At 70.8% G+C, this 16,632-nt stretch carries 16 protein-coding genes; 10 read left to right on the top strand and 6 right to left on the bottom strand.

Translation table 11 applies throughout. The features are described from left to right. Nucleotides 1-6: 6 nt before the first annotated feature. Both LZ604_RS09190 and LZ604_RS09185 read right to left on the bottom strand, forming a co-directional pair. Nucleotides 7-657 carry an AIM24 family protein gene (locus tag LZ604_RS09190; protein ID WP_234514047.1) on the bottom strand — a complete coding sequence of 217 codons (651 nt, stop codon included), beginning with the start codon at nucleotides 655-657 and terminating at the stop codon, nucleotides 7-9. A 1-nt stretch (nucleotide 658) separates the two neighbouring features. Beyond that, nucleotides 659-1,291, bottom strand: a complete 633-nt coding sequence (locus LZ604_RS09185) for an AIM24 family protein (protein ID WP_234514336.1) — start codon at nucleotides 1,289-1,291, stop codon at nucleotides 659-661. Nucleotides 1,292-1,511: 220 nt separating this feature from the next. Here LZ604_RS09185 and LZ604_RS09180 point away from each other — a divergent pair, with 220 nt between their 5' ends. The 5 genes from LZ604_RS09180 to LZ604_RS09160 all read left to right on the top strand — a co-directional run bounded on the left by LZ604_RS09180 (nucleotide 1,512) and on the right by LZ604_RS09160 (nucleotide 4,355). Further along, on the top strand, nucleotides 1,512-1,856 hold the full coding sequence (locus tag LZ604_RS09180; protein WP_234514046.1) for a DUF3817 domain-containing protein: 345 nt from the start codon (nucleotides 1,512-1,514) through the stop codon (nucleotides 1,854-1,856). After that, on the top strand, nucleotides 1,853-2,149 hold the full coding sequence (locus tag LZ604_RS09175) for an MTH1187 family thiamine-binding protein (RefSeq protein WP_234514045.1): 297 nt from the start codon (nucleotides 1,853-1,855) through the stop codon (nucleotides 2,147-2,149). The genes LZ604_RS09180 and LZ604_RS09175 overlap by 4 nt, the downstream gene beginning before the upstream one ends. A gap of 147 nt (nucleotides 2,150-2,296) precedes the next feature. Beyond that, nucleotides 2,297-3,049 carry a hypothetical protein gene (locus LZ604_RS09170; protein WP_234514044.1) on the top strand — a complete coding sequence of 251 codons (753 nt, stop codon included), beginning with the start codon at nucleotides 2,297-2,299 and terminating at the stop codon, nucleotides 3,047-3,049. Then, nucleotides 3,046-3,726, top strand: coding sequence for a DUF4166 domain-containing protein (locus LZ604_RS09165; RefSeq protein ID WP_234514042.1), 681 nt, complete (start codon nucleotides 3,046-3,048; stop codon nucleotides 3,724-3,726). The genes LZ604_RS09170 and LZ604_RS09165 overlap by 4 nt, the downstream gene beginning before the upstream one ends. Beyond that, nucleotides 3,723-4,355: a TetR/AcrR family transcriptional regulator gene (locus LZ604_RS09160; protein WP_234514040.1), complete on the top strand. Its 633-nt coding sequence runs from the start codon at nucleotides 3,723-3,725 to the stop codon at nucleotides 4,353-4,355. Before LZ604_RS09165 ends, LZ604_RS09160 begins: the two co-directional genes overlap by 4 nt. A 566-nt stretch (nucleotides 4,356-4,921) precedes the next feature. On the opposite strand, the gene LZ604_RS09155 is transcribed toward LZ604_RS09160, so the two are convergent. After that, complete coding sequence (locus LZ604_RS09155; RefSeq protein ID WP_234514038.1) at nucleotides 4,922-5,353, bottom strand: SRPBCC family protein; 432 nt, start codon at nucleotides 5,351-5,353, stop codon at nucleotides 4,922-4,924. Nucleotides 5,354-5,477: 124 nt separating this feature from the next. Between LZ604_RS09155 and LZ604_RS09150 the strand changes: the two genes are divergently transcribed. From LZ604_RS09150 to icmA, 3 genes are all read left to right on the top strand, one after another. Continuing rightward, a complete protein-coding gene (locus LZ604_RS09150) occupies nucleotides 5,478-5,987 on the top strand; it encodes a MarR family winged helix-turn-helix transcriptional regulator (RefSeq protein ID WP_234514036.1) in 510 nt (169 codons plus the stop codon). A 64-nt stretch (nucleotides 5,988-6,051) separates the two neighbouring features. Next, nucleotides 6,052-6,390, top strand: coding sequence for a DUF3817 domain-containing protein (locus tag LZ604_RS09145; protein ID WP_234514034.1), 339 nt, complete (start codon nucleotides 6,052-6,054; stop codon nucleotides 6,388-6,390). 75 nt (nucleotides 6,391-6,465) lie between these two features. Further along, nucleotides 6,466-8,166 carry a coenzyme B12-dependent isobutyryl-CoA mutase large subunit gene (gene icmA / locus LZ604_RS09140; protein WP_234514032.1) on the top strand — a complete coding sequence of 567 codons (1,701 nt, stop codon included), beginning with the start codon at nucleotides 6,466-6,468 and terminating at the stop codon, nucleotides 8,164-8,166. Here icmA and LZ604_RS36000 read toward each other — a convergent pair. The 3 genes from LZ604_RS36000 to LZ604_RS09125 form a co-directional block, all read right to left on the bottom strand. After that, nucleotides 8,142-12,449 (bottom strand): caspase family protein, encoded by a 4,308-nt coding sequence (locus LZ604_RS36000; protein WP_234514030.1) that lies wholly within the window; start codon nucleotides 12,447-12,449, stop codon nucleotides 8,142-8,144. The genes icmA and LZ604_RS36000 overlap by 25 nt on opposite strands. Further along, the gene (locus LZ604_RS09130) at nucleotides 12,446-13,348 is read right to left on the bottom strand and encodes an alpha/beta hydrolase family protein (RefSeq protein WP_234514029.1); all 903 of its coding nucleotides are present in this window, start codon (nucleotides 13,346-13,348) and stop codon (nucleotides 12,446-12,448) included. The genes LZ604_RS36000 and LZ604_RS09130 overlap by 4 nt, the downstream gene beginning before the upstream one ends. Before the next feature lie 127 nt (nucleotides 13,349-13,475). Beyond that, nucleotides 13,476-14,096 (bottom strand): TetR/AcrR family transcriptional regulator, encoded by a 621-nt coding sequence (locus LZ604_RS09125; protein WP_234514028.1) that lies wholly within the window; start codon nucleotides 14,094-14,096, stop codon nucleotides 13,476-13,478. Between the two features lie 259 nt (nucleotides 14,097-14,355). On the opposite strand from LZ604_RS09125, the gene LZ604_RS09120 reads away from it, so the two are divergent. Both LZ604_RS09120 and LZ604_RS09115 read left to right on the top strand, forming a co-directional pair. Continuing rightward, complete coding sequence (locus tag LZ604_RS09120; RefSeq protein ID WP_234514027.1) at nucleotides 14,356-15,330, top strand: tetratricopeptide repeat protein; 975 nt, start codon at nucleotides 14,356-14,358, stop codon at nucleotides 15,328-15,330. Nucleotides 15,331-15,952: 622 nt separating this feature from the next. Continuing rightward, nucleotides 15,953-16,612: a DUF6230 family protein gene (locus tag LZ604_RS09115; RefSeq protein ID WP_234514026.1), complete on the top strand. Its 660-nt coding sequence runs from the start codon at nucleotides 15,953-15,955 to the stop codon at nucleotides 16,610-16,612. Nucleotides 16,613-16,632: the final 20 nt, after the last annotated feature.

Genomic DNA, 16,632 nt, shown 5'->3' with positions numbered 1-16,632 from the left:
AGGTGGTCACAGTTTCTCCTCCGACGCCTGCACGTACACCGCACCACTGCCGCTCAGCTCCAGCTGGAACGCCTCGCCGGAGCCGCGGCCCACCATGTCGCGCCAGCCGAGCGCCGTGGACAGCTTGTTGCGCACGTCACCGTGGTGCGCGACGTACGCCTGAGGGTCGACGTGGACCGGGCGCTGCGGGGTGATCGGCACCTCGAAGACGCCGCCGTGCGCCATCACGGCGACCGCGCCGTGCCCCGTGAGAGTGGTGGTGAACAGGCCCTGGCCCGTGACCTGGCCGCGCACCAGTCCCATGACGCCGCCCTGCGCGCCCAGGAACACGGTGCCCTGCTGGAGGGTGCCCTCGAAGGCGAGCAGCCGGTCCGCCTCGACGTAGAGCGTGTCTCCCGTGAGGTTGATCACCTGGATGTGGTGGCCGCCGTGCCCGAAGAGCACCGTGCCGCTGCCCTCGACCGTCATCAGGGGGGTCGCCTCGTTCGCGATGCGGCGGCCGATCATCGACATGACGCCGCCCTGGCCGCCCTGGATGTTCGGGGTGAAGGAGACCTCGCCCTTGTAGGCGAGCATCGCGCCCCGCTGGCTGTACAACCGCTGTCCCGGCGTGACCGTCGCCTCGATCACCTTGGAGTTCACCTCGCGGAAGCCCATGTCAGAGGTCCCCCGCGATCGTGTTGCGCTCGCTGGGCTGGACATAGACCAGTCCGTCCCCCTCGAAGCGGATCTGGAAGGCCTCGCCGCCGCCCTCGCCGAGGAACGTGCGGAACGTCACGCCCGACTGGAACGACTGCCGCAGATTCCCCTGGTGCGCCACATACGCGCCCGGGTCGACGGTCAGCGGGTACTGCGCGCTCACCCGCAGCACCACCGCCGGGCCGTCTGACATGATCGCGGCCTGGCCGTGGCCCTCGACGGTCGTGGTGAACAGGCCGTTGCCCTGGGAGGCGCCGCGCAGGCCGGTGAACGACGTGCCCGTGCGCAGCCCGGCGTCCGTCGCGAGGAGATTGCTCGACTCGACGTACAGCTTGTCCCCCTGGAGATTCACGAGGTTGATCTCGGAGGCCCGGTCCGCGAACCAGCAGGTTCCGTGTCCCTTCACCTCCATCACGGTCATCTGCTCGCCGGTGAGCCTGCGGGTCACCATCCCCCGGATACCCTCGCCGCCGCCGGTGAGCTTCTTGAAGGCCATCTGTCCGTCGTACGCGACCATCGAGCCGTTCTTCGCCTTCACGGCGTCCCCGGTCATGTCGACGGCCAGCACCTTGCTGCCTTGGAGTCGGAACATCGCCACGATGCGACGGTAGCGGCCGGGCGGGTGGAGCGGACAGAGCCTGGAGGTGGACTGGAACCCTGACCGGGCCCCTAGGGGACCCGGTGCGGGGTCCGTCGCCGACACCCCCGCCCCCGCTCCCGGCCCACCGCGTCCCTGATGTCACAATGGGGGCGCTTGTGCATGCGTTCACAAAGCACCGCGTCGTCAGTGAATCTCCCACCGAAGGTGACCCGTGGACATAAAGACCGCCACCGCCCTCCGCCGGCTCCGACTGGTCTCGGCCCCCGAGGCCGTCTCCTTCCTGCTGCTCCTCGTCTGCTCGGTACTGAAGCGCACCACGGACTTCGACGCGGTGCCCGTCATGGGCTCGATCCACGGCGTGCTCTTCATCCTGTACGTGATCTTCTGGGCGGACGCCTGGAACCGCGCCAAGTGGTCCGTGCGGACCGCCGCCGTCTACTTCGTCCTCTCCGTGCTGCCGACCGGCGGCTTCTTCGCCGAACGCAGGCTTCGCCGTGAGGCCGAGGACGCCGTGATCGCCGCCCGCGCCCGCAAGGAAGGGATCGTGAACGCGTGATCGTCGCCTTCTCCGTGACGCCCCTGGGTGTAGGCGAGGACGTGGGGGAGTACGTCGCCGACGCCGTGCGCGTGGTGCGGGAGTCGGGTCTGCCGAACCGCACCGACGCGATGTTCACCTCCGTCGAGGGCGAATGGGACGCGGTGATGGAGGTCGTGAAGCGCGCCGTGGCGGCGGTCGAGGAGCGCGCTCCGCGTGTCTCCCTGGTGCTGAAGGCGGACATCCGCCCGGGTGTGACGGACGGCCTGACCGCGAAGGTGGAGACGGTGGAGCGGCACCTCTCCGCGGGGTGAGGAGCCCCCAGGCGACCGTGAACCCCGGCCCGGGCGGCCGGGGTTCTCTCGTCCCGGCCGTTTGAGCGATCGCTCAAACAGCGGTACCGTCAGGGCAGTTGGTTTGAGCAGTCGCTCAAGCAGGGCCGTTGACATGGGGGATCGGCGATGGGGCTCTACGTAGAGGCGCACATACGGGGCGACCTCGACGAACTGTGGGCACGCACCCAGGACCCCGCGCAGCACCAGCGCTGGGACGTCCGCTTCACCGAGATCGACTTTCTGCCGTACGCGGAGGGCGAACCGCGCCGCTTCCGGTACACCACTCGGCTCCTGCCGTTCCTGACGGTCTCCGGAACCGGGGTGTCGGCCGGGGAGAAGACGCGTCCGGACGGCACGCGCACCTCCGCACTGCGGTTCTCCTCGCCGCATCCGCTGTCACTGATCGCCGAGGGCAGCGGCTACTGGCGGTACGTGCCCGACGGCGACGGCGTCCGCTTCCTCACCGGGTACGACTACCGGCCGCGCTGGGGGGCCTTCGGCTGCTTCGCCGACCGGCTGGTCTTCCGGCCCCTCATGGGCTGGGCGACGGCCTGGTCCTTCGACCGCCTCCGCCTGTGGGTGGAGCGGGGGGTGGCACCGGAGCGCGCACTGGCGAACTGGTGCGCGGAGCTGGTCGTCCGCGGACTCGTCCTCACCGTCGCCTGCACCGGTCTGGGACTCGGCTCCTCCCTCCGCCTGCTCGGCCCCCTCGCGGCGACGACGGCGTATCTGTGCCCGCTGCTGCTGGCCCTCGCCATCTGCCTGGCCCTGCTCAAGGCGCCCCTCGCCTGCACCCCGGCGGCGCGCCGCTGTCTGCGCACCCCGCCCACGCGGGTGCGCGCGCCGCGCCTCCTCGCAGCCCTGGAGCGACTGTCATGACCTCGATCTTCCGCACCGTGATGGGCGCCGACTTCGAGCGGCTCCACCCCCGGCTCCAGCGCCGCTTCTCCGTGGGGACGGCGAGCGGTCGGGCGTGCACGGGGCGCGGGGTGATGGACCGCGTCTGGCACGGCAGGAGCTTTGCGAAGCCGTTCCTCGCGCTCGGCGGCACCCGCAACATCCTCGTCCCCCGCCAGGGGCGCGACGTTCCCTTCGTCATCGAGAACGTGCCCTACACCGACACGTTCGGCCGCGAGACGGTGTCGTTCGTGCGCACCTTCCGCTTTCCCTCCCGGGCGTGCCGCTTCGACGCCCAGATGGTGCTGAGCCCCAAGGGCGACCGCGTCCTGGACTACCTCGGAACCCATCAGCACCTGGCGAGCGAGCTGCACTTCCGTGCGGAGCCGGACGGGTCGCTGCTGATCCGTTCCGGAGAACACCGCTTCCGGGAGGGGCCGGTGGATGCACGGGTGCCCGAACTGCTGGGCGCCGAGGCGGAGGTGCGGGAGTCGTTCGACGAGTCGACCGGAGGCTTCCGGATCCGGGTGCGCGTGGTGAACCGGTACCTCGGGCCCCTGTTCGGCTACGAGGGACGGTTCACCGTGACCTACGCGGACGTCGGTGTGTGCGGGGTGCGGCCCGGGCTGCGGCCCGTCCGGGAGGAGGTGCGGGCGTGAGCGAGGCGACGAAGACGAAGCTGCTGGAAGGGGCCTTGCGGACGCTCACCGAGCAGGGGATCGCCAAGACCTCGGCGCGCACCATCGCGGCGACGGCGGGCGTCAACCAGGCGCTGGTCTTCTACCACTTCGGCTCGGTGGACGAGCTGCTGGCGGCCGCGTGCCGGTACGGCGCGGAGCAGCGGGTGGCGCGGTACCGGGAGCGGCTCGACGGGGTCGGCACGCTCGGCGAACTCCTCGCCTTCGGCCGGGAGATGCACGAGGAGGAGAAGGCGGCGGGGCATGTGGCGGTGCTGGGCCAGCTGCTGGCCGGTGCCCAGGCACATCCCCGGCTCGCGTCGGCCACGGCGGCGGGGCTCGACCTGTGGATCGCGGAGATCGAGCGCGTGCTGGTACGGGTGCTGGCGGTGACACCGGTCGGCGAGTTCGCGGACCCGGCCGGCCTCGCCCGCGCGGTGTCCGCGTCCTTCGTCGGTATCGAGCTGTACGAGGGCGTGGACGCGGCGGGGGCACGCGCGGCCCTGGCCTCCCTGGACCAGCTGGCATCCCTGGTGGCAGCAGTGGGCGACCTCGGCCCGGTGGGGCAGCGGGCGGTACGCCATGCACTGCGGCGGGCCTCGCGCGGCTAGGTGCGGCGTCTGGGCGGTGGCGCGGCTTCCGGGGGCGCGGGCGTGCGCGCCGCGCACCGGCCGCGCCTGCTGTGCCTGCCGCGCCTGGGTCGGCAACGCCTGACGCCCGCGGGGTTGCGTGGCCCCTGCCTGCCCCGCTCCGGGCCGGCGCCCGCCGGGGGAGAGCCCGGCACGGCGGGCGTGGGGCGGCTGCTCCTCGTAGAGCGTGTCTCTCGGTCTCCGGCAGGGTTTTCCGCGCGAGGGGGCGTGCCGGTGGCGCGGGGTGTTGCCTGTCCGGCGTCGGCGGCCCTGTTGCGTGTGGGTGGGGGCCGTGCCTGCCGTGCTGTGGTGCGCCGCGTGGCCGTAGGGCTTGTCGTGCGCGGGTGCGGCAGTGTCCCGCGCCCGGTGGGGCCCTGCCTACGGACGCCGGGCAGCGTGCCCGTTAGGCGCGGGGCGAGCCTGGCCGGGTGCAGGGCGCCGTGGGGTCGCGTGTGCGGTCGTGTGTCCCGGGCCGTGGCGTGCCCCGTGCCCGGTGGGTGTGCTGTCGATCGGGAGGCTGCCCGTGTGCCGGGGCAGCCTCCCGGGGCTCAGCGTTGCTGTTCCAGGTACTCCTTGAAGTGCTCCAGGTCGCCGCGGACCTGGCGTTCGATCGCGTTGGCCTGGGCGAAGCCCTTCGGCCCGCCGAAGGCTTCCCTGACGGTGCCGGGGTCGTACTCCAGTCGCGCCTGGAGGCGGGTGTGACCCTGGTCGATCGGCTGGAGCGAGAACGACCCCGCCAGCCGGGGATCGCCCGTGGTGCGCCACTCCATCACGCGCCGGTCGTCGTGGTCGGAGACCTCGGCCTCGAACGACCGGGACCGGCCGCCCGCCTCGACGTCCAGGTGTGCCCGGCCGCCCGTCTCCGTACGGGCGTCGCGCACCCCGTCCAGGAAGCGCGGATAGTGCTCCGCGTGGTGCAGGCTCTCCCAGGCCGCGTCGATCGGGACCGCGATGTCGACGTGTTCCTCGAGGGTGCTCATGGCTCACCTCCACGTTCGGCCCGTGCACGGGGCCTCTGTCTCCAGTGTGCGCCCGGTGCCCAAGCGCCGACCGAAGGGCGAGACGGGGCTGACCACCATGTGACCGGCCGGTAAGGTCGGTGGCGTGCCGAAGCCGCTCAGTCTGTCCTTCGATCCCATCGCCCGCGCCGACGCACTCTGGAAGCAGCGGTGGGGAAACGTGCCGTCCATGGCCGCCATCACCTCGATCATGCGGGCGCAGCAGATTCTGCTCGCCGAGCTGGACGCGGTCGTGAAACCGTACGGACTGACCTTCGCGCGGTACGAGGCGCTGGTGCTGCTGACCTTCTCCAAGGCCGGTGAGCTGCCCATGTCCAAGATCGGCGAGCGGCTCATGGTCCACCCCACGTCCGTCACCAACACCGTCGACCGTCTGGTGCGGTCCGGCCTGGTCGCCAAGCGGCCGAACCCCAACGACGGCCGCGGCACTCTCGCCTCCATCACCGACAAGGGCCGCGAGGTCTGCGACGCCGCCACCCGTGATCTGATGGCGATGGACTTCGGGCTCGGCACGTACGACGCCGAGGAGTGCGCCGAGATCTTCGCGATGCTGCGCCCGCTGCGCGTCGCCGCGGGCGACTTCACCGGCGAGTAGGGGGCGGCCGGGCGTCCCGGGGGCACCCGAAGATCGCCCGATACGTGCCGTTACGCTCGTAGCCATGAAAAAGAGCGTGCTGACCCGCTACCGCGTCATGGCCTACGTCACCGGCGTGCTGCTGGTCCTGCTGACCCTCGGTGTCATCGCCAAGTACGTGCTCGATGTGAACGGTGCCGCGGACTTCACCCGTGTCGTCGGCATCGCCCACGGCTGGCTGTACGTGATCTACCTGGTCTTCGCCTTCGACCTGGGCTCCAAGGCCAAGTGGCCGGTCGGCAAGCAGCTGTGGGTGCTGCTGGCGGGAACCATCCCCACCGCCGCCTTCTTCGTGGAGCGCAAGGTCACGCACGAGCTCGAGGCACGGATCGCGGAGGACGCCCCCGCGGTCGCCGAGGCGTAGCGGACACCGCCGTACGGAAGCCGTACGGCGGTCTGCCATCGACATTTACTTGGACGTCCTAGTAAATTTGAAGGTATGGACGCTGACGCCATCGAGGAGGGCCGCCGACGCTGGCAGGCCCGCTACGACGCTTCACGCACGCGTGAGGCCGACTTCACCACGCTCTCCGGCGACCCCGTTGAGCCGGTGTACGGGCCGCGGGCCCACGACAGGTACGAGGGCTTCGAGCGGATCGGCTGGCCCGGTGAGTACCCCTTCACCCGCGGTCTGTACCCCACCGGCTACCGGGGGCGCACCTGGACCATCCGGCAGTTCGCCGGGTTCGGCAACGCCGAGCAGACCAACGAGCGCTACAAGATGATCCTGGACGCCGGCGGCGGCGGCCTGAGCGTCGCCTTCGACATGCCCACCCTCATGGGCCGCGACTCCGACGACCCCCGCTCGATCGGCGAGGTCGGGCACTGCGGGGTCGCGATCGACTCGGCCGCGGACATGGAGGTCCTGTTCAAGGACATCCCGCTGGGCGATGTCACGACCTCGATGACGATCAGCGGTCCGGCCGTCCCCGTCTTCTGCATGTACCTCGTGGCAGCCGAGCGGCAGGGCGTCGACCCCGCCGTGCTGAACGGGACGCTCCAGACCGACATCTTCAAGGAGTACATCGCGCAGAAGGAGTGGCTCTTCCAGCCCGAGCCGCACCTGCGCCTCATCGGCGACCTGATGGAGTACTGCGCGGCCGGCATTCCCGCCTACAAGCCGCTGTCCGTCTCCGGCTACCACATCCGTGAGGCGGGCGCGACGGCCGCGCAGGAGCTGGCGTACACGCTGGCGGACGGGTTCGGCTATGTGGAGCTCGGTCTCAGCCGCGGCCTCGACGTCGACGTCTTCGCCCCCGGTCTGTCCTTCTTCTTCGACGCGCACGTCGATTTCTTCGAGGAGATCGCAAAGTTCCGGGCGGCGCGCCGCATCTGGGCGCGGTGGATGCGGGACGTGTACGGGGCGAAGACCGCCAAGGCGCAGTGGCTGCGCTTCCACACCCAGACGGCCGGGGTCTCGCTGACCGCGCAGCAGCCCTACAACAACGTCGTCCGTACGGCGGTGGAGGCGCTGGCGGCGGTGCTGGGCGGGACCAACTCGCTGCACACCAACGCGCTGGACGAGACGCTGGCGCTGCCCAGCGAGCAGGCCGCGGAGATCGCGCTGCGCACCCAGCAGGTGCTCATGGAGGAGACCGGCGTCGGCAACGTCGCCGATCCGCTGGGCGGTTCCTGGTACGTCGAGCAGCTGACGGACCGGATCGAGGCGGACGCCGAGAAGATCTTCGAGCAGATCAAGGAGCGAGGGCTGCGGGCGCACCCCGACGGGCAGCACCCCATCGGCCCGATGACCTCCGGCATCCTGCGGGGCATCGAGGACGGCTGGTTCACGGGTGAGATCGCCGAGTCCGCGTTCCGCTACCAGCAGGCGCTGGAGAAGGGCGACAAGAAGGTGGTGGGCGTGAACGTCCACACCGGATCGGTCACCGGGGACCTGGAGATCCTGCGGGTCAGCCACGAGGTGGAGCGCGAGCAGGTGCGGGTGCTGGGCGAGCGGAAGGCCGGGCGGGACGACGCGGCGGTGCGCTCGGCGCTGGACGCGATGCTGGCCGCCGCGCGCGACGGCTCGAACATGATCGATCCGATGCTGAACGCCGTACGCGCGGAGGCGACGCTCGGCGAGATCTGCGGGGCGCTGCGCGACGAGTGGGGGATCTACACCGAGCCCCCGGGGTTCTGACCCGGGCGTTCGAGGACGATGACCTCGTAGCCGGATCCGACCACCAGCTCGTCCGCCGGGCCGAAGGCCACCGCATTGGCGGGGTGCGGCAGGACGTGCTGGTGGAGCAGCCGGGTCGTGGTCAGATCCCAGAGACGCAGGAGGTTGCCACCGACGGCGGCGGCCGTCGGCACGCCGTCCAGCACCGCGCACGCGAGGTCGTGGGCCCACGCACGCCCCATATCCAGGGTGCAGCGCAGGGAGAACGTCGCCATGTCCCAGACCTGGACTCCCTCTTGGTTCGTGGCCAGCAACGCGACCGGAACGCCTCCGACGCTCGTGCAGGCGATCGCGACCACGTGGTCACTGCATCCTTCGAACGACCCCAGACGGCTCATGGTGGTGAGGTCCCACACCTGGACGCGGGGCTTCGCCGCACGGTCGGTATTCCGGAGTTCGTCGTCTCTGCCGGCGATCACCACGGTGGGCCGGCTCCCCACCGTCGTACACGCGAGAGCCGTGACCGTGGGGAAGGCCGCCGTCAGCGGGCCACTGCCGTCGAGGGCTTCGAGCGAGGAGGCATCGCGGACCACCAGGCCGCCGGGTGTCGACGAGCGATAGGTGAACTCGGAACCGATGAGTACCGCGGGCACTCCCTCGATCCTGGTGGTGTCGACATGGTTCCACTCCCGGCGCAGGTCCGGTGCGGTCGAGACCTCCTCGCACCGGGGGAGGGACCACAGCCGCACCGAGTCGTCGTGGCCGCTCGTGACCGCGACGGGGACCCCGTCCAGGACGGTGTGGGCGACGGACATGATGCGCTCGCTGTGACCTGTGCCGGTGCCCAGCGCCACGCCGGTGCCCAGATGCCAGGCCCGGACCGACAGGTCTCCGCCACTCACGGCGATCGGCATGCCGTCCGCGACCAGGCACGTCAGTGCGTGGACCTGGCTCGTGTGGCCGGTCGTAGGGGAGACGGTCTCCTCGGGCAGGTCCCACAGCCGCAGCGTGCCGTCGCTGCTGGACGAGACGATCACAGGTGATCCCTCCACGACCGTGGTCGACAGGGCGTGCACCCACTGGTCGTGGCCGCTCAGTCTGCCGAGAAGGGAACCGCTCCGCGCGTCACAGAGATGGATCATCCCGTCCGCGTGGCCTACGACGACGACATCGCCGGTCCGGCGGGGGACGACCGCGACGGCGGTCACCCAGCTGCTGTGGGCGGGGAAGAGGCTGCGCACCTTTCCCGTGGCGGGATCCCAGTGGAGCAAGCCGTCCTGCCGCTCACCCAGAAATCCGGTGAGTTGCCCGTTCACCGTGCCGGTCCAGTTGACCTCGACATCCGCGGTATCCCGATCGTGGATCCTGCTCAGATCGCCGGTCAGCAGATTCCAGGCCAGAGCCGGCCGGTCTCCACTGGTCACGATGGCGTGGGCGGTTCCGCCCAGCTCCGTGCAGCCGATCATGGAGTCGACCCTGAGCGTCGACGGCGCGGTGTCCACCTGCCGTATCAGGTCACCCGTACGCAGATTCCACAGCCAGGCCGTGCCGTTGAAGCCGTAGCCGGCCACCGCCGGTACGCCGTCCAGGACGGTCGGGGCCAGTGAGACGACGTAGTCGGGATCGGCCTTGTCCTCGGCCGAGGTGGTGATGACCCGTCCTCCGCCGGAGCGGCGTCGCTTCCGTTTCCCGGCGGGCTGCGGCACGCTGAACCGGAGCCTGATCGTGCCCTCGGCGATGTCCCAGACCCGGAGCTCGCCTTCCATGTCGGCCGTCACCACGATCGGGTCGCCGTCCACTTCGGCGCAGCACAGTGCGGACAAGTCCGCCCGATGCCCGTCCCAGGAGGAGTGGAGGGACTCGGTCCGCAGGTCCCACAGCCATACGGCCTGCGCGGGGCCGGAGGTCACGAGGAGCGGAACTCCCTCCACCGTCAGGCAGTCCATGACGGAGAAGCTGCCGCTGTAACTGTCCAACGTGGCCCGCAGCGCATTGCTGGTCTGAGCCTTGGTCGCCCAGCGCGGCGACCAGCCCTGGCCCCGTCTCAGAGCCCGCCGGTGCCCCTCTTCGCCGAACCGTGAGGCGTCGATCGCGAGGAGCTGCGCCCGCTGCTCGCCGGAGAAGGCCTTGTGCAGATGGGCCGAGGCCCGGTACATGGCGCGGGTTCGCCTGACCGCCGGATCGGCGCTTCCGTCCATGGCGGAGAGCAGGGCGTCCGGCTCGGCGTGCGTGAGGAAGAAGGAATCCTCCAGCACCCTTGCCAGTTCGCCGGCCGCCGCCGCGTGTCCCGCGAGGTGCCGCAGGACGTACGGGTGCGCACGCGCCCAGTCGCGCTCCCCGCCCCGGTGGTGCGGGACCGCCCCCAGCAGGGTCTCCGTGAGGCGCCGCTGGTTCTCGGTGTCCCGGCGCGGGTTGCGCAGGTGCTCCGCCAGGGCCTCGTGGTACAGCCGGAAGACCGACCGCTCGTCACCGGAGGGCACCTCCACGACGTAGGCCCCGGCATACCGGAACAGCCACTCGATGTCGTCGTCGGAGCACGGCACCCCCGACAGCGCCGTGGCCAGCGACGCCCACAGCGAGTCCCAGGGCAGCCCGTCCCCCTCCGCGTACGCGAGCGGGGTGAGAAGACGCCTGACCTTGGCCTCGTCCGTGCCGTAGCGCGCCAGGTACGCGTCGAAGGCCTGCCCGGCCTCCGTCGGCAGCCGTTTCCGCCAGTCCGGGTCGGTGAGGTCGACCGTCAGATCGCCGTGCGCCACCGCCCGCACGGTCATCCTGGCGACCAGGAAGGACTGCCCGGCCCGCGCGGCCACGGCGGCCGCGATCGTTCTCAGGGCGTCAGCCGTGTGCCCGCGCCCGGACAGACCCGATGTCCGCAGAATGCCGTACGCGTACTCCTCGACGTCCGCCTGCCGGGAGTAGCCCTCGGTGTCCAGGTCGATGACCTCCACCGCGCTGCCCAGCGCGGGGAGGGCCTCCCGGCGGGTGCCCACGATCAGCCGCAGGCGGGGCAACGTGGTGAGTGGGCGCAGCAGTTCACGGGCGATGCGCAGCGGCTCGGTGCCGCTCACACCGGTGCCGGCCTCGTCCAGGGCGTCGATGAGGACCGTGTGCGGGGTCGTGCGGTCGGCGAGCTCGGCGAGCAGTTGGTGCGGCGTGTCCGCGTCGATGTCCACAGCCGCGGCCAGCCGGCTCGTGAGCGATTCGAGGTTCGTGCCGCGTGCGTGGACCGCGGTGGTGACGCACCCGGCCGGCGGCACCATGTACTCCGGAGTGGCGGAGCGTGCCGTCGCGTCCGGATCGGACAGTGTCAGCAGGCGGCCCAGTAACGCGGACTTGCCGGACCCGGGACTTCCCGTGACCACGCGGGCCCGGCCGTCGTGCTGCGGTTCGCGCAGCCATCCGGCCAGGGTGGCCAGGGCCTGGTGCCGGCCCGTGAAGAAGTCTCCCTTTTCGCTGGCGTATTCGACGCCGCGGCTTCGCGGATCGAAGTGCGCGGTCCACTCGCGAGCGGTCTGCACGTCCACCAGGGACGGGGACAAGTCCGGCCGGTGGTCGGGGTTCGGGAAGAACGGCGGCGGCGTGCGCACCTCCGCGGCATGGCAGCGGGCGCTCTGATGGGGGTGGTGCTCGTGCAGATAGGCGTCGATGCGGTTGGTGATGTCCAGGAAGTCCAGATGGGGCTGGCGCATTCCGGCCCGGCTGTGGCGGACGGCTTCCTCCAGGGCCGAGACGAAGGCGTGGTCCACGGCCTCCTCCCGGGCCCGCGCCGAGGCGAGAAGCCACAGCCCCTCACTGTCGTCCCCGCGCAACGCGGTCAAGTCCAGTGCGGCCGCGCCCATTTCGGCCGTACCGGCACCGGCATGACAGGTGTCGAGGATCAGCAGGGCGTGGCCGACGGGGGACGCGGTGACGATACCGGCGAGGTCGCTCGACCGGATCGCCGTGCCCTGAGGACGCTCGACGCGGCTGCCCCCGCACATGAGGTAGTGGTCGTGCCGCCGAGGGGGCCTCATGCCGTGCCCCGCGTAATAGACGACGAGCACGTCCCGGTCGCAGCGTTCCGGATGCCCCAGCCAGTCCTCCAACTCGCCGAGCAGTTGCTGTGAGCGGGGCGCGCTGCTCAGATGCGGCAGGATCCGTGTGTAGCCGAAGCCCTCGAACAGGGCCGCGACACGTTCGACGTCCTCGTCGACGCCCGGCAGTTCCATCAGATGGGGGTCGTCGGGGTAGTGCCGGGTGCCCGCCACGAGGATGTGGCGGCGGAACCCCGGTTCGCGGTGCGCCGCCTCGCCGGTGCCGTTCACCGCGCCAGGCCGCCCGCGATCGCCGACCCCGTCTCCACCGCGGTCAGGTACGCCGTCATCTCGTGCATCGTCGTCCCGTTGTGCACCAGGTGATCCGTGACCCGGGGACCGAAGCGCGGGGCGAGTTCATGGACGAGGGCGACGATGTCGGAGGCGTCGGCGACGTTGTGCCAGTGCCCCACCGCCCTCGGCCAGACACCCGTGCCGTCGGCGGGTGCCGGGTCGAGTCGGTCGAAGGCGAGATGGCGGATGCCCAGCGGGGAACCGAGCGTCACCAGTGTCAGCGGCCGCGGCGCGGTCAGGGAGCACAGGGCCTCGTAGGCGACCACCGAGCCCAGCGAGTGGGCGACCACGACACGGGTGTCCGGGGCGATGAGCTCGAGGATTCGTGAGCGCGCCGCCTTTCGGAGGGCGGGCTCCTCGAAGTACCGACGGAACTGCTTGAGCGCGGCGATCAGGAACGCGTCCGAGACCGACTTGAAGAAGCGGGTACGGGTCAGCGCGTCCAGCGCCCGCCGAACGGCGGCGATCCGTAAAGGCCGGGAGGCCGCGTAGCCGAGCACGCCGCGTCCGGAGTCCTGCGGGCCGAGGACCGCGGGGTCACGGCGCGAAGCCTCCTGCCACCAGGCGAGGAGCAGATCGGTCTCCAGCCCCTCGGCGACGTCCTCCGCCTCGTACTGGAGTGCTCCGCCACGGGCGCCGGGCCGCCGGAACAGGTCGCCGTAGCCCGCGCAGAGGATGTCGTCCGGCGTCAGGGGGTTGATGTGCGCCGCGAGTTCACCGTCTCCCCGCAGGGCGAGATTCACCCCGCCTTCGAGGGCCGGAGCCAGTGAGGTGTGCAGCGTCTCCCCGGTTTCCAGGTGCTTGCCGACCCCGTGCACCACCACGACACGTGCCACTCTCGCCCCCCAACTCCTCGACGAACCGCGCGATCACCTTAGATCCAGGGCGCCACGGTCGTGGCGGGATTCACCGGACCGAGGACGGCCCGCGTCTGTTCCGGCGCGGGTGACGGGTCGCGTGGGGTCAGGTGCCGGTCGCCGCGAGGCCGCCGAACAGCATCGCGGCGAAGCGCCGCGCCCAGTCCTCGTCGACGGGCTCGGCGCTGACCAGGGTGCGATGGACCACCGCCCCCGCGACCACGTCGAAGATCAGATCGGCCGTGCGCGAGGCGGCCTCGGGGTCCGTCTCGGGGGGCAGCTCCCCGCGTTGCGCGGCGCGTGCCCGGCCCTCGACGACCAGACGCTTCTGGCGGTCGACGATCGAGGCGCGGATGCGTTCGCGCAACGCCTCGTCCCGTGTCGCCTCCGCCACCACCGCCATCAGGCCGCTCTTCGCCTCCGGGCGGTCCAGGATCGCCGCGAACTGCAGCACCACGCCCTCGATGTCCGCGGCGAGGCTGCCCCGGTCGGGCAGCTCCAGCTCGTCGAACAGGGCCGCCACCGCGTCCACCACCAGCTCGTTCTTGCCCGCCCAGCGCCGGTACACGGTCGTCTTCGCGACTCCCGCGCGGGTCGCCACGTCCCCCAGGGTGAGCTTCGACCAGCCGAGCTCGACGAGCGCCTCCCGGGTCGCCGCCAGGATCGCCGCGTCCGCGGCGACGCTGCGAGGGCGCCCCGTACGGGCGGCGGACGTGCGGCTCTCCATGGCAGTGACCCTATCCGGCGCTGTGTTCCCGCCATATCCGTGCGTTGTGTGAAGTCGTGAGGGAGATCACCGGTGTACTGGTCACAGCGACCCCCGCGGGCAGTTACGCTACGACTCGTAGCGAAAGCGCGTCCATGCGGCGCGCCCAAGAGCGACGACCACATGCGCCAGGTGGGGACCCGGCGCGGATCACGACCGGCCCGGCACGGCTTTCACAGCGCTTTTCACAGCGGCGTTTCGGAGGGGGGAGGATGTACTCATGCAGCCACGGAACATGTCCATGAGCGGAGTCGTCGACCTTGCCGCGGTGAAGGCCGCCCAGGAGGCCAAGGTGAAGGCGGAGCAGGCGCGCGCCGAAGCGGCCCGGCAGGGCGGGGGAGGGGCGGTCTCCCCGGCCGACCTCGTCATCGACGTCGACGAGGCGGGGTTCGAGCGTGACGTCCTGCAGCGCTCCACCGAGGTGCCGGTCGTCATCGACTTCTGGGCCGAGTGGTGTCAGCCCTGCAAGCAGCTGAGCCCGATCCTGGAGCGGCTGGCCCTCGAGTACAACGGCCGCTTCGTCCTCGCCAAGATCGACGTCGACGCCAACCAGATGCTGATGCAGCAGTTCGGCGTCCAGGGGATCCCGGCGGTCTTCGCCGTCGTCGCCGGTCAGGCGCTCCCCCTCTTCCAGGGAGCCGCTCCCGAGGAGCAGATCCGCGCGACCCTCGACCAGCTCGTCCAGGTCGCCGAGCAGCGCTTCGGCCTGACCGGCCTGACCGTCGACCCCGACGCCGAGCCGGGCGCGACCCCGGTGGCCGCCGAGGTGCCGGCGGGCCCCTACGACGCGCTGCTCGAAGCGGCGGTGCAGGCTCTGGACGCGGGCGATCTGGGCGGTGCGATCCAGGCGTACAAGAACGTGCTGACCGACGACCCGGGCAACACGGAGGCCAAGCTGGGGCTGGTCCAGGCCGAGTTGCTCAAGCGGGTGCGCGATCTTGACCCGCAGCAGGTGCGCAAGGAGGCCGCGGAGAAGCCCGGTGACGTGCCGGTGCAGATCGCCGCGGCGGACCTGGACCTCGTGGGCGGACATGTGGAGGACGCGTTCGGGCGGCTCATCGACACGGTGCGCCGCACCGCGGGGGAGGACCGGGACGCCGCGCGGCTGCGGCTGCTGGAGCTCTTCGAGGTGGTCGGTGCCGAGGACCCACGTGTGACCGCCGCGCGGCGGGCGCTCGCGAGGGCCTTGTTCTGACCAGTCGTTAAACACCCGGGCATGTGATGCCCGGGTGAAAGATTCGCCCACAGAGGCGCACAGCGGTCGCGCTTTACCAAATCTTGGTAATCGCGGCCGCTGTTACTTGGAGTAAGCCGGACCCCTTGTTCTGTCGGGTTCTGTCCGCACTTCAACCGTTTCGTCATCTCCTTTTGTGCCACTGAGAGTCGCCGGACGAGACCGGCAGGCCGTTGTTCGGTTATCCGGCCGTTACTAGTGAGTAACGAACCCCCTTGCGGGGGCGGCGAGAATGCACCACGATCGGCCACGCTCGGTCCATCGCCGTACCCGACAGCCAGCCGGGGCAACGGGTTTCTCGTGGGTCCCCACCGAGCAGGAGCCGGCGGCAGTGGCGTCGGCTCCTGGACAGGGGGGTCTCCGCCTCGGCGGAGCCTGTCCGGCAGGTTGTGCGTGATGCGTGTCAGGCGCGACCAGTGGTTGTCGCTCGGGGGTGATCGCCGGTGATTCGGGCGCAGTTCGCGCCGCCGAGCGCGGGCGCTCTCCTTCCCGAGGACGTAGCACTTCTCCCATCCCTGCCCGGTCGAGCCGCCGAGAGGTAGCGAGCTGGGGCCAGGAGATGTACGTCCGAGAAGGAGGAAATATGGAGTCCCAGGTGCGTGGCGGGACCAGATGGAAGCGGTTCGCTGTGGTCATGGTGCCCAGCGTTGCCGCGACGGCAGCGATAGGTGTGGCCCTGGCACAGGGCGCTCTGGCCGCTTCGTTCAGCGTGTCGGGCCAGCAGTTCAAGGTGACCGCCGACCAGCTCGAGGGCTGGGGCTTCGAGCAGTACGGGGCGGTCGACAGCGGCTACACGCTCGACGGCAAGCAGACGGCTCACCCCGTCGCCGTCTCGGCGTTCAAGGACGCCAAGATCACCAACCTGTGCCAGTCCGTGGTCACTCCGATCCCGGTGATCGGTGACGTCACGCTGACGCTGAGGGCCGGCGGGGCGGGTCAGCCCAAGGTCGAGGCCCACAACATCTACATCGATGTTAACGACCTCAAGGCCGACGCGACGTTCGACGACATCGACATCGGCGTGGCCGCCGGCCAGACGGGCCCCAACCAGGGTGGCAAGGGCCCGGGCATGAAGGGGGGCGGCGAGCAGGCCAACCCCTACGGATTCGCGCAGCAGGCGAAGCACGCGGTGCTGAGCGACGTCGACCAGCACGCCTGGGCGACCACGGCGGGCACCTTCACGCTGAGCGGGCTCAACATGAGCCTGTCGAAGGGCGCCAACGAGTGCCAGGTCAAGCACTGAGCACTCGGTGACGGGCGGGG

Source organism: Streptomyces glomeratus (assembly GCF_021462825.1).
Classification (GTDB): Bacteria; Actinomycetota; Actinomycetes; order Streptomycetales; family Streptomycetaceae; genus Streptomyces; species Streptomyces glomeratus.
This window is presented reverse-complemented; position numbering and strand designations above follow the sequence as displayed.

What these genes read in the sequence shown, in the direction of transcription:
- LZ604_RS09170 (WP_234514044.1), top strand. Translation starts at nt 2,297, where the DNA reads ATGGGGCTCTACGTAGAGGCGCACATACGGGGCGACCTCGACGAACTG.
- LZ604_RS09155 (WP_234514038.1), bottom strand. Translation starts at nt 5,353, where the DNA reads ATGAGCACCCTCGAGGAACACGTCGACATCGCGGTCCCGATCGACGCG.
- LZ604_RS09165 (WP_234514042.1), top strand. Translation starts at nt 3,046, where the DNA reads ATGACCTCGATCTTCCGCACCGTGATGGGCGCCGACTTCGAGCGGCTC.
- LZ604_RS09145 (WP_234514034.1), top strand. Translation starts at nt 6,052, where the DNA reads ATGAAAAAGAGCGTGCTGACCCGCTACCGCGTCATGGCCTACGTCACC.
- LZ604_RS09120 (WP_234514027.1), top strand. Translation starts at nt 14,356, where the DNA reads ATGCAGCCACGGAACATGTCCATGAGCGGAGTCGTCGACCTTGCCGCG.
- LZ604_RS09125 (WP_234514028.1), bottom strand. Translation starts at nt 14,096, where the DNA reads ATGGAGAGCCGCACGTCCGCCGCCCGTACGGGGCGCCCTCGCAGCGTC.
- LZ604_RS09185 (WP_234514336.1), bottom strand. Translation starts at nt 1,291, where the DNA reads ATGTTCCGACTCCAAGGCAGCAAGGTGCTGGCCGTCGACATGACCGGG.
- LZ604_RS09115 (WP_234514026.1), top strand. Translation starts at nt 15,953, where the DNA reads ATGGAGTCCCAGGTGCGTGGCGGGACCAGATGGAAGCGGTTCGCTGTG.
- icmA (WP_234514032.1), top strand. Translation starts at nt 6,466, where the DNA reads ATGGACGCTGACGCCATCGAGGAGGGCCGCCGACGCTGGCAGGCCCGC.
- LZ604_RS09190 (WP_234514047.1), bottom strand. Translation starts at nt 657, where the DNA reads ATGGGCTTCCGCGAGGTGAACTCCAAGGTGATCGAGGCGACGGTCACG.